The sequence below is a fragment of the Corynebacterium sp. AOP12-C2-36 genome (genome assembly GCF_052379185.1).
Taxonomy (GTDB): Bacteria; Actinomycetota; Actinomycetes; order Mycobacteriales; family Mycobacteriaceae; genus Corynebacterium.
Window position 1 is genome coordinate 33,986 of record NZ_JBQSYJ010000018.1, and the last position, 12,052, is coordinate 46,037.

Consider the following 12,052-nt stretch of genomic DNA (forward strand, 5'->3'; position numbering starts at 1 on the left):
ACTAGGATGGACGACCGTGACCGAGCACACCGATAACCCAGCCGACACAGCAGGCCGGTCGACCGCCCTGCTGACCGACATGTACGAACTGACGATGCTGCAGGCCGCGCTGCGCGACGGCACCGCGCACCGCCGGTGCAGCTTCGAGGTGTTCACCCGGCGGCTGCCGAATGAGCGTCGTTACGGTGTGGTCGCCGGCACCGCGCGTGTGCTGGAGGCCGTGCGCGACTTCCGCTTCACCGAGGAGCAGCTCGCCGGCCTGGACTTCCTCGACGACACCACCCGCGAGTACCTGCGCACCTACCGCTTCACCGGGCAGATCGACGGCTACCGGGAGGGCGAGGTCTACTTCCCGAACTCGCCGATCCTCACCGTGCGCGGCACCTTCGCCGAGACGGTCATCCTGGAGACCGTGATCCTCTCGATCCTCAACTACGACTCCGCCGTCGCCTCCGCCGCCGCGCGCATGGTCACCGCGGCGGAGGGACGTCCGATCATCGAGATGGGTTCGCGGCGCACCCACGAGCAGTCCGCGGTGAGCGCCGCGCGCGCCGCCTACCTCGCCGGCTTCCACTCCACCTCCAACCTGGAGGCCGCCGCGCGCTACGGGCTGCCCGCCGGCGGCACCAGCGCGCACGCGTGGACGCTGCTGCACGTCGACGAGCACGGCCGGCCGGACGAGAAGGCGGCGTTCCGCTCCCAGATCGAGGCCCAGGGCCCCGGCACCACCCTGCTGGTCGACACCTACGACATCACCCAGGGCGTGCGCAACGCCGTGGAGGTCGCCGGCACCGCCCTGGGTGCGGTGCGCATCGACTCCGGTGACCTGGGCGTGCTCGCCCGGCAGGTCCGCACCCAGCTCGACGGGCTCGGCGCCTACGACACCCGCATCGTGGTCTCCTCCGACCTCAACGAGTTCGCCATCGCCGCACTGCGCAGTGAACCGGTGGACACCTACGGGGCGGGCACCTCGGTGGTCACCGGCTCCGGGGCGCCGACCGCGGGCCTGGTGTACAAGTTGACCTCCGTCGACGGGCACCCGGTGGCCAAGCGCAGCAGCCACAAGGCCAGCCACGGCGGGGCCAAGCGGGCCCTGCGCGCCTGCCGCGACACCGGCACCGCCGTCGAGGAGGTCGTGTACCCGCTGGAGGCGGACACCCCGGATCTCGGGATCCTGCACCCGGTGGAGCTCACCGTGCCGATGGTGCGCGACGGACGTCTCGTCGACGACCTGCCCACCCTCGACGAGTCCCGTGACCACCTCGCCCGCCAGCTCGTCTCCCTGCCGTGGGAGGGGCTGGCCCTGTCGCGCGACGAGCCGGCCCTCAGCGTCCGCTTCGTCGATCTATGAGCGGACCTGTGGGTACCAAGGTGAGCACGAAGGGAACCAAGGCAAAAGAGAGGACGACGGGACTGCTCGACCACGTCGTCGGGGAGCTCGGCGGGTCGCGTCGTGACGGGCAACGCCGGATGGCCGCGGCGGTGTCCACGGCGATCTCCTCGCAGCGTCACCTCGCCGTGCAGGCGGGCACCGGCACGGGCAAGTCCCTGGCCTACCTGGTGCCGTCGCTGGAGCACGCCGTCGGCTCGGGCGAGCGGGTGGTGGTCTCCACGGCCACGATCGCGCTGCAGCGCCAGCTCGTCGACCGTGACCTGCCGCGGGTGACCGAGGCACTGAAGGACGAGCTGGGCCGGCGTCCGTCCTTCGCGATCCTCAAGGGCCGCAACAACTACCTGTGCCTCAACCGGATCGGCGGCGGCACCGCGGGTTCAGGTGCCGACGGCGCAGAAGGTACGGAAGCACTCATCGACGAGGCCGAGGTCACCGCCACCGGTTCCCAGGTCGCCCGTCTGCACGAGTGGGCCCAGGAGACCGAGGACGGCGACCGTGACACCCTGCCCCGCGGCGTGTCCGACCGCGCCTGGCGCCAGGTCAGCGTGACCAGCCGCGAATGCGTCGGCGCGACCCGCTGCCCCTTCGGCGACCAGTGCTTCGCCGAGGCCGCCAAGGAGAAGGCCGCCCAGTCCGACGTGGTCGTCACCAACCACGCCCTGCTGGCCATCGACGCCCTGTCCGAACAGTCCGTGCTGCCCAACCACGACACCGTGGTCATCGACGAGGCCCACGAGCTGGAGGGACGCATCACCTCCGTGGCCACCGAGGAACTCTCCGGTGCGGCGGTGGCGATCCTCGCCCGGCGCTGCGAGAAGGTCGGCCCGGACGACTGCGCCGCCGAACTGCTCACCGCCGGCGACACCTGGACCGCCGAGATCGAGGCCGCGGTCACCGCGCACACCGCCCCGGAAGGACGCTGGACGTCCGTGCCGATCACCCTCGTCGAACCCCTGCACGCGCTGCGCGACGCGCTGTGGAAGACGCGCAGCCGGCTGCAGGGCACCGGCGGGGCGTCCGGCTCCCCGGGCAGCGCCGTGAGCGAGGCCGACCAGGAGAAGTCCGCGGAGATCTTCTCCTGCCTCACCGCCTGCGAGGAGATGCACGACACCGTGGTGCGCATCCTCGAGGCGTCCCCCGCCGAGGGCGGGGACGGTAGCGGCGACGCCACCGGCGACGCAGCGTCCGAAACGTCCGAAACCTCCGACGACCTGCTCGGCGAGGACGTCGTCTGGCTCTCCGGCGACCGCAACCGGCGCAGCGTGTACGTCGCCCCGCTCAGCGTGTCCGACCTGCTGCGCGGGCGCCTCTTCGCCGACCAGACCGTGATCCTGACCTCGGCGACCCTCGCCCTCGGCGGACGCTTCACCTCCATGCTCGCGACCTGGGGACTGGCCGCCTCCGCGTGCACCACCCTCGACGTGGGCACCCCCTTCGACCCGGCGACGCACGGCATCCTCTACACCGCCCGCCACCTGCCCCCACCCGGACGCGAAGGCGCCTCACCGGAGTCCATCGACGAACTCGCCCAGCTCGTCTCCGCCGCCGGCGGCAGGACGCTGGGACTGTTCTCCTCCCGCCGCGCCGCGGAGAACGCCGCCGCCGAACTGCGCACCCTCGTGCCCCACGAGATCCTCTGCCAGGGCGACGACTCCCTCAGCGCCCTGATCAAACGCTTCCGCGGCGAGCCCGAGACCTGCCTCTTCGGCACGCTGAGCCTGTGGCAGGGCGTGGACGTGCCGGGGCCCTCGCTGTCGCTGGTGGTCATCGACCGGATCCCGTTCCCTCGTCCCGACGACCCGCTGTCCCAGGCCCGCAAGGAGGCCGTGGACTCCGCCGGACGCAGCGGGTTCATGGAGATCGCCGCCACGCACTCCGCCCTGCTCATGGCCCAGGGCGCCGGACGTCTGCTGCGCGCCGTCGACGACCGGGGTGTGGTGGCCGTGCTCGACCAACGGCTGGTGACGAAGCGCTACGGCTCCTTCCTGCGCTCCTCGATGCCGCCGTTCTGGCAGACGGTGGACGGCGACACCGCGCGCGGCGCGCTGCGCCGGTTGCGCGCCTGACGGCGGGGCGCTTGTCGGCACGGGTATCAGGGGCGGGTGTGGCCGCGCGGGGGATTGTGGCGGGGGTCACCGACGGTCGCGGGTAGGATTGACCGCGACCACAAAAGACACCGGGGCCACGACTACCCCGACCATCCCGCGCAGGAGGACACGCATGCCCGTCACGAGCGACCGTCCCGACGTCACCATCCCCGACGTCGGAATCCACGAGTACCTCTACGGCGACCTGTCCCCCGAGGACGAGGACCGCATCGCCGTCGTCGACCTCGCCGGAGGCACCGAGACGTCCTACGCCACGCTGCGCAGCCACGTCGACTCGGTCGCCGGGTGGCTCTCACGCCACGGTGTCGCCAAGAACGACGTCGTCGCCCTGCACTGCCCGAACTCCGTGGAGTTCATCGTCGCCGCCCACGCCGTGTGGCGTCTCGGCGCGGTGCTGACCCCCGTGCCGCTGCTGGCCTCCCCGCCGAAGGTCGCCGAGCAGCTGCGCGACTCCCACGCCGTCATGCTGCTCACCCTCGCCGGGCTGGGCGACGGCGGTGAGGAGGCCGCCGAGCTCGCCGGGCTGCCCGGTGAGCGGCTCATCCACCTCGACACCTCACGGGGCCTCAACCAGATGCTCGCCGAGCGCAGCACTCCCCCGTCGGTGTCCTTCGACCCGTCGACCCAGCTCGCCGCCCTGCCGTACTCCTCCGGGACGACCGGGCTGCCCAAGGGCGTGCGGCTCACGCACCGCAATCTGGTGGCCAACATGGCCCAGGTCGAGGTCTCGGGCCCGGTCACCCGCGAGGACGTCGTCTTCGGTGTGCTGCCCTTCTTCCACATCTACGGACTGACCACCCTGGCCAACCTCACGCTGCGCCTGCGCGCCCGCCTGCTCACCGTGCCGCGCTTCGAGCTCAACACATTCCTGCGCAACCACCAGAAGCACGGAGTGACCTTCACCTTCATCGCCCCGCCGGTGGCCCTCGCTCTGGCCAAGCACCCCGAGGTCGACAACTACGACCTCTCCGCCCTGCGCGGGGTGCTCTCCGGTGCCGCGAGCCTCGACGGGGAGCTCGCCACCGCGGTGCACGACAGGCTGGGCATCGAGGTGTACCAGGGTTACGGGATCACCGAGTCCAGCCCGGTCACCCACGTCAACCTCGGCGACGGGCTGTCCCCCGGTTCCGTGGGGCGCCCGGTTGCCAACACCGAGCACAAGCTCGTCGACCCGGACACCGGCGAGGAGATCGCGGTGCCGTCAGGGACAGACGGGACAAGCGGTGAACTCAGCGCTGCCGGTGAACTGTGGGTCCGTGGCCCGCAGATCATGGACGGCTACCTCGGTAACCCCGAGGCCACGGCCGACGCCCTGCCCGGCGACGGGTGGCTGCGTACCGGCGACCTCGCCCGACAGGGTGCCTCCGGGGAGGTGTTCATCGTCGACCGGGTCAAGGAGCTGATCAAGTACAAGGGCTACCAGGTCCCGCCTGCCGAGCTCGAGGCCCTGCTGCTCACCCACGAGGCCGTGGCCGACGCCGCGGTGGTCGGTGTGACCGACGCCGACGGCGAGGAGATCCCCAAGGCCTTCGTCGTCGCACAGGACCCGGCCGCCGCCGGTGACGAGCTCGCCGACACCCTCGTCAGCTTCGTCGCCGAGCGCGTGGAGCCCTACAAGAAGCTGCGTGCACTGCAGTTCATCGCCGAGGTCCCGAAGTCCGCGACCGGCAAGATCCTGCGCCGTTCACTGGCCTGACGGTGCCGGGGCACCCCGGTCGAGTGCCACCACGGTGACCGACCCGGGCGCGACCTCGGTGTAGCCGGCGTCGCGCACGACGGCCGCGCTCCCGTCCGCCCCGCTCCCGTCGGACGCACCGGTGTCCTGCGTGCCGGCGCCCCGTTCCCTGCGCTCCGCCTCGGCGCGCACCACCTCGAAGCGTCCGGCGTCGACCTCGCAGACGTGCAGCGGGAACCCGTCCTGCGCCCATCGCCACGCCCGCCCGCGGCCCATGGCCGCGGCCAGCAGCATCGAGCCGTGGGCGACCTGGGCGGCGGCCTTGCCGACCGTCATCGTCAACGAGGCGTCCACGTAGACCACCGGGTGGTCGTCGGCGTCGAGCACGCCCTCGGCGTCCTCGGGCAGGGGCAGGTCAGTGCCCTCGATCTGCAGCCGGTTGATCAACGCCGGTGTCTCGGTGACCGGGCAGGCGGGGAAGGCGCGTACCGATGCAGGACGCTGCGGGTCCCCCACGCTGGCGGTCACACCCGGCAGCGACTGGACGTCCGACCACTTCTTGTTGCGCGCCCGGCGGGCGATCTTGCGGATCCGCGCGCCGTACCAGTTCATCAACGCCTCAGCGAAGGCCGTGTCCTGCCCGGCACGCTCGTCCAGGCAGACGGAGACGCAGGCGATCGCCGCGGCCTCCAGAAGGTCACGACGCTCCGGGCGCGGCTCGTGCGGGAGGTACAGCACCAGCGGCATCGCCTGTACCGTCGACGGGTCGGACGGGTCCTCGCCGTCGGGCCTGTCGCCGTCCTCCCCCAGCACCGTGCGCAGACGGTCGTGTGCGAGCGCGAAGGACACTCAGCCCTCCAGCGGGACGCGGTGGTAGCTGCCGTCCTCGAGGTCGGCGGCGTCGATCTCCTCGCGGTCGATGCCGAGCATGAACAGCACCTCATCGAGGAAGGGGTGGTTCACCGTGGCGTCGGCGACCTCGCGCAGGGCGGGCTTGGCGTTGAAGGCGATGCCCAGCCCGGCGACCGAGAGCATGGCGATGTCGTTCGCGCCGTCGCCCACGGCCACGGTCTGGTGCAGGGCGATGCCGTTGGACCAGGCGAACTCCTTGAGGCTCTCGGCCTTGACCTCACGGTCGATGACCTGGCCGATGACCCGGCCGGTGAGCTTGCCGTCGATGATCTCCAGGGTGTTGGCACGGTAGAAGTCCAGGCCGAGTTCGCGGGCCAGCGGCTCGAGGACCTGGACGAAACCGCCGGAGACCGCCCCGGTACGGAAACCGAGACGCTTGAGGGTGCGCACGGTGGTGCGTGCGCCCGGGGTGAGCTGCACCATCTTCGACACCTCGTCGATGACCGAGGCGTCCAGCCCGGCCAGCGCCTTGACCCGCTCGTGCAGCGACTCGGAGAAGTCCAGCTCCCCGCGCATGGCACGCTCGGTGACGGCGGCGACCTCCTCCTCGCGTCCGGCGTGGGCGGCGAGCATCTCGATGACCTCCTGCTGGATCAGCGTGGAGTCCACGTCGAAGCAGATCAGCCGGGGGGCGCGTCGGGTCAGGCCGGCGCGCTGGATGGCGATGTCCACGCCGGTGGCGTGCGAGACGGCGGCGAGGGCCTGGCGCAGTTCCGCACTGCCGCCCGGGGCGGGGTCGGCGGCGGTGACCTTGAGTTCCAGCCCGGTGACGGGGTAGTCGGCGATGCCGCGGATGCGGTCGATGTTGGCCCCGTGGTCGACGAGGGTCTGGCCGATGGCGGAGATGTGCTCGGCGGTGACGGGGTTACCCAGCACGATGACGGCGTGGGTGGAGCGTGCACGGCTGCCCTCGAGCTCGTCGTCGACGTCGAGGGTGACGGTCATCGCCCGGCTGGAGAGTTCGTCGGTGAGTTCCTGGCGCATGGCCTCGGTGCTGCCGGCGACGACGCCGATGTAGGCGGCGAGGTTGAGTGTGCCGCGGAAGTTCGCCTGTTCGACGTCGAGCAGTTGCACGTCGTGGTCGGCGAGGATGCGGAAGAAGTCGGCGGAGACGCCGGGGGCGTCCGGTCCGGTGACGGTGACGACGCCGGGTGAGAGCCCGGGTGCGAGGCTGACGGTCAGGTGACGGGAGGAAGTCTGCTGGTCCACGGGGCTCATTCTGTCATGGTTTCCCTGACACACGAACAGCCGCACCCCGCGTAGTCGGGGTGCGGCTGTCTCTGTGGTGACTGTGGTGGCGGCGTGGTGGTGCCGCGCCTGCGGTGGGCCCTAGAAGTGGCGTCCCACGTGCGCTTCCTCGCGGGCCGTCTTCACCATGTGCGGGTAGTGCAGCTCGAAGGCCGGACGCTCCGAACGGATCTTCGGCATGGAGTTGAAGTTGTGGCGCGGCGGCGGGCAGGAGGTCGCCCACTCCAGGGAGTTGCCGTAGCCCCAGGGGTCGTCCACGGTGACGATCTCACCGTAGCGCCAGGACTTGAACACGTTCCACACGAACGGCAGGACGGACAGGCCCAGGATCAGTGCACCGATGGTGGACACCTGGTTGAGCAGCGTGAAGCCGTCCTGGTCGAGGTAGTCGGCGTAACGACGCGGCATGCCCATGTTGCCCAGCCAGTGCTGCACCAGGAAGGTCATGTGGAAGCCGATGAAGGTCAACCAGAAGTGGATCTTGCCCAGGCGCTCGTCGAGCATGCGGCCGGTGATCTTCGGGAACCAGAAGTAGACGCCGGCGAAGGAGCCGAAGGCGACGGTTCCGTAGAGCACGTAGTGGAAGTGCGCGACCACGAAGTAGGAGTCGGTGAGCTGGAAGTCCAGCGCCGGCGACGCCAGCATCACACCGGTCAGACCACCGAACAGGAAGGTGGCGAAGAAGCCGATCGCGAAGACCATCGGGGTCTCGAAGGAGATCCGGCCCTTCCACATCGTGCCCAGCCAGTTGAAGAACTTCATGCCGGTCGGCACGGCGATCAGGAACGTCATGAAGCTGAAGAACGGCAGCAGCACGGCACCGGTGACGAACATGTGGTGCGCCCACACGGCCAGGGACAGCGCGGCGATCGACAGGGTGGCGAAGATCAGGCCCACGTAGCCGAACATCGGCTTACGGGAGAACACCGGGAAGATCTCCGAGATGATGCCGAAGAACGGCAGGGCCAGGACGTAGACCTCGGGGTGGCCGAAGAACCAGAACAGGTGCTGCCACAGGATGGCGCCACCGTTGGCCGGGTCGTAGATGTGGCCACCGAGGATCCGGTCGTAGAGCACGCCGAGGGCCGCGGCGGTCAGCAGCGGGAAGATCAGCAGTGCCAGCAGCGAGGTCACCAGGATGTTCCAGGTGAAGATCGGCATGCGGAACATCGTCATGCCCGGTGCGCGCAGGCACAGGATGGTGGTGATCATGTTGATAGCGGCGGCGATACTGCCGACACCACCGACACCGACACCGACGACCCACAGGTGCGAGCCCACACCCGGGGAGTGGATGGCGTCCGCCAGCGGCATGTACATCGTCCAGCCGAAGTCGGCGGCACCGCCGGGGGTCAGGAACCCGGTCAGCATGATGATGCCGCCCCAGGTCGTCAGCCAGAAGCCGAGTGCGTTGAGTCGCGGGAAGGCGACGTCGGGCGCACCGATCTGCAGCGGCATAATGTAGTTGGCGAAACCCCAGACGATCGGGGTGCCGAACAGCAGCAGCATGATCGTTCCGTGCATCGTGAACAGCTGGTTGAACTGCTCGTTCGACAGGAACTGCAGGCCCGGATGGAACAGTTCCACGCGGATCAGCAGGGCCATGAGGCCACCGATCGCGAAGAACGTGAAGGCCGTGATCATGTACATGATGCCGAGCTGTTTGTGGTCAGTCGTGGTCAGCATGGTCCATGCATGACCACCCTTCTTCGACTTCCCACCCTGAGGAGCAGGCCGAGCTGGGGAGACCGGTTGGTCTTCCCTGGGCGCTACTGCGGTCATTCAATCCTCCTGACTACGCGGTGCCGTTCGTCGGGACGACACCCAGTGAATGAGCTGCACAGCGAGGACCCGGTGTCGTTGAACGTCACCCGTCACGGGGCCACCCGCACAGACTGGGGACAATACTAATCCCTCGGCCCCGGCTTTAATAGCCGGAGCCCCCCACCTGCCCCAAATGACACGATCGGGGGTGCACGAACCCCTGCACTCCCCCACCGTCCGAGGCGCCGCGCACCCGTCGGGAACCCACCCCCGCATCACCATGCCCCGCGCTGGAAACAGTCGGAAATGGTCGGAAATGGTCACTGACAGGCCCGTGACCGACGCGGTGCGTCCTGCTCGGAGGTCAGGACGCCGCACGGCGCCGCACCGCCGGAGAGCCGACGCAGCGTCCCGCAAGACGATCCTTTCAGGACGCTATGGCGTTCCTGAGACGCAAATGCCCCGCCATGTCCCCTCGCGGGGACGACAGGCGGGGCGGGCGAACCTGGCGCAGCTGGCTCAGAGCTCCGAGCTCAGAAATCCCAGTCGTCGTCGTTGGTGTTCTCGGCTGTGCCGATCACGTAGCTGGAACCCGAACCGGAGAAGAAGTCGTGGTTCTCGTCGCCGCCGGGGTTCAGCGAGGACAGGATCGACGGGGAGACGTTCGTCTCGTCGGTCGGGAACAGCCCCTCGTAACCGAGGTTGTTCAGCGCCTTGTTGGCGTTGTAGCGCAGGAAACGCTTCACGTCCTCGGTCCAGCCGAGGTCGTCGTAGATGTCCTCGGTGTACTGCGACTCGTTGTCGTAGAGCTCGAAGACCAGGTCGAAGGTGTGCTCCTTGAGCTCCTGGCGACGCTGCTCGGACACCTTCTCCAGCCCGCGCTGGTACTTGTAGCCGATGTAGTAGCCATGCACCGCCTCGTCGCGGATGATCAGGCGGATCAGGTCCGCGGTGTTCGTCAGCTTCGCGTGCGAGGACCAGTACATCGGCAGGTAGAAGCCCGAGTAGAAGAGGAAGGACTCCAGCAGCGTGGAGGCGATCTTCTTCTTCAGCGGGTCGTCGCCCCGGTAGAAGTTCAGGATGATGTCGGCCTTGTCCTGGAGGTTCTTGTTCTCCTCGGACCAGCGGAAGGCGTCGTTGATCTCCGGGGTGGAGGACAAGGTCGTGAAGATCGACGAGTAGGACTTGGCGTGCACCGATTCCATGAAGGCGATGTTGGTGTACACCGCCTCCTCGTGCGGGGTGATGGCGTCCGGGATCAGGCTGGTCGCGCCCACGGTGCCCTGGATCGTGTCCAGCATCGTCAGACCCGTGAAGACACGCATGGTGGCCTGCTTCTCGGTCTCGGTGAGCGTGCCCCAGCTCTGGATGTCGTTCGACAGCGGCACCTTCTCCGGCAGCCAGAAGTTGCCCGTCAACCGGTCCCACACCTCGAGGTCCTTGTCGTCCGGGATGGTGTTCCAGTTGATGGCGGTGACCGGACCCCCCTCACTGTGGTGGACGGGCGAGTGCGGCTGCCGGGACGTGGTCATGTACCTCTCCTGAAGGGCAAGTGATGATGCGTGAAGCGCCACGCCGGACGACGCGAACGGCGGGCGCAAGTCACCGCCATCCTAGCCGTCCGCGACCGCCCCTGCTAACCCGTCCGCCGGACGCCGCCGTCGGCGGCGTTCCCCGGCCGGCGTCCGGCGCATCGGAGCGAAGTCACCCCCCACTATAGGGTAATTTGACCGAGGCCACACTAACCCCAGAAACCTCGTGATACGAGGCTCCGATTCGCCGACGTTCGCACGAAAAGGCGCGGACCTGCGGAAACACCCTTTACCCCTAAGCGGTGCAGGCAAGGCATAATTAGGGCAGACATGCCTTTTCACCTGCACCGATAGGCCGTTGGTTAGCCTGAACTGGCTAGAGAAAGGTTTTACCGATCAGTACCGTTACCGCCATGAGCATCAACGAGAAGTTCCAGGAAGCCGTCAACAAGCAGGTCGTCGCCGAGCACCAGGCCGCCCTCATCTACACCCAGCTGTCCTACGAGATGGACCGCCTCTCCTTCCTCGGCATGCGCGACTGGTTCCGCGCCCAGGCCGACGAGGAGCGCGAGCACGCCGCGAAGTTCGCCGAGCACCTGCTCGACCGCGACGCCCGCGTCGACCTCACCGACATCGAGCTGCCCTCCCTGAAGATCGCCACCCCGCTGGACGCCTTCGAGGCCTCCCTCGCCCACGAGCAGAAGGTCTCCGAGCTGATCCGCGACCTCGCCCGCACCGCGGACGAGACCGGCGACATCGACTCCCGCCAGCTGATCAACTTCTTCCTGGCCGAGCAGATCGAGGAGGAGTCCTCCGTCAACGACATCATCGACTGGATCAAGACCGTCGGCAACGACGGCTCCGGCCTGCTGCGCATCGACGCCAAGCTCGGTGCCCGCGACGGCGAGTAGGCACTCCCCCGCCGCACCGGCCTGCGCCGGCGTGCACCAGCACAGCTGACACGACCACCCTGGGTCGGTTCTGAACGAACAGAACCGACCAAGGGTGGTCGTTTTGCGTCTGCAGGAGGGGCGGCGCGGGTCCGGTGGGGCAAACCCCGCGTCGCGTGCCGGATCCGGTCTCCGCGTGCCGCGGAGCGGGCGGATCCGGCACGTGGCGCGGGGTCAACTCGTTCCCGACCCGGCGCTCCGAGCGCCGAACCAGGCAGCCTTAGAGCATGCAGCTCACGCAGCCCTCGACCTCGGTGCCGGCCATGGCCGTCTGACGCAGGCGGATGTAGTACAGGGTCTTGATGCCCTTGCGCCACGCGTAGATCTGCGCCTTGTTGATGTCACGGGTGGTGACCGAGTCCTTGAAGAACAGCGTCAACGACAGCCCCTGGTCCACGTAGCGCGTCGCCACCGCGTAGGTGTCGATGATCTTCTCGTAGCCGATCTCGTAGGCGTCCTCGAAGTAGTCG

The 12,052-nt window shown here is 68.7% G+C and carries 8 protein-coding genes and 1 pseudogene; 4 read left to right on the plus strand and 5 right to left on the minus strand.

What is annotated here, in order from left to right:
* The first annotated feature begins 16 nt into the window (after window positions 1-16).
* The 3 genes from ACT3UN_RS13590 to ACT3UN_RS13600 all read left to right on the plus strand — a co-directional run bounded on the left by ACT3UN_RS13590 (window position 17) and on the right by ACT3UN_RS13600 (window position 5,197).
* Window positions 17-1,351 (plus strand): nicotinate phosphoribosyltransferase, encoded by a 1,335-nt coding sequence (locus ACT3UN_RS13590; protein ID WP_444657296.1) that lies wholly within the window; start codon window positions 17-19, stop codon window positions 1,349-1,351.
* On the plus strand, window positions 1,348-3,459 hold the full coding sequence (locus ACT3UN_RS13595; RefSeq protein WP_444657297.1) for an ATP-dependent DNA helicase: 2,112 nt from the start codon (window positions 1,348-1,350) through the stop codon (window positions 3,457-3,459). The genes ACT3UN_RS13590 and ACT3UN_RS13595 overlap by 4 nt, the downstream gene beginning before the upstream one ends.
* Window positions 3,460-3,613: 154 nt before the next feature.
* Window positions 3,614-5,197 (plus strand): AMP-binding protein, encoded by a 1,584-nt coding sequence (locus ACT3UN_RS13600; RefSeq protein WP_444657298.1) that lies wholly within the window; start codon window positions 3,614-3,616, stop codon window positions 5,195-5,197.
* Here ACT3UN_RS13600 and ACT3UN_RS13605 read toward each other — a convergent pair.
* From ACT3UN_RS13605 to nrdF, 4 genes are all read right to left on the minus strand, one after another.
* Window positions 5,186-6,025 carry an aminoacyl-tRNA hydrolase gene (locus ACT3UN_RS13605; protein WP_444657299.1) on the minus strand — a complete coding sequence of 280 codons (840 nt, stop codon included), beginning with the start codon at window positions 6,023-6,025 and terminating at the stop codon, window positions 5,186-5,188. The genes ACT3UN_RS13600 and ACT3UN_RS13605 overlap by 12 nt on opposite strands.
* Entirely contained in the window at window positions 6,026-7,306 is a 1,281-nt protein-coding gene (serB, locus tag ACT3UN_RS13610; protein ID WP_301442469.1) for a phosphoserine phosphatase SerB, read from the minus strand.
* Window positions 7,307-7,417: 111 nt separating this feature from the next.
* Complete coding sequence (gene ctaD, locus ACT3UN_RS13615) at window positions 7,418-9,118, minus strand: aa3-type cytochrome oxidase subunit I (RefSeq protein WP_444657300.1); 1,701 nt, start codon at window positions 9,116-9,118, stop codon at window positions 7,418-7,420.
* Window positions 9,119-9,633: 515 nt separating this feature from the next.
* The gene (nrdF, locus tag ACT3UN_RS13620) at window positions 9,634-10,632 is read right to left on the minus strand and encodes a class 1b ribonucleoside-diphosphate reductase subunit beta (protein ID WP_444657301.1); all 999 of its coding nucleotides are present in this window, start codon (window positions 10,630-10,632) and stop codon (window positions 9,634-9,636) included.
* A 413-nt stretch (window positions 10,633-11,045) separates the two neighbouring features.
* Between nrdF and ACT3UN_RS13625 the strand changes: the two genes are divergently transcribed.
* Window positions 11,046-11,543, plus strand: coding sequence for a ferritin (locus ACT3UN_RS13625; RefSeq protein ID WP_301442502.1), 498 nt, complete (start codon window positions 11,046-11,048; stop codon window positions 11,541-11,543).
* Window positions 11,544-11,802: 259 nt separating this feature from the next.
* On the opposite strand, the pseudogene ACT3UN_RS13630 reads toward ACT3UN_RS13625, so the two are convergent.
* Window positions 11,803-12,052: pseudogene (locus ACT3UN_RS13630) on the minus strand (class 1b ribonucleoside-diphosphate reductase subunit alpha); the annotation flags it as partial.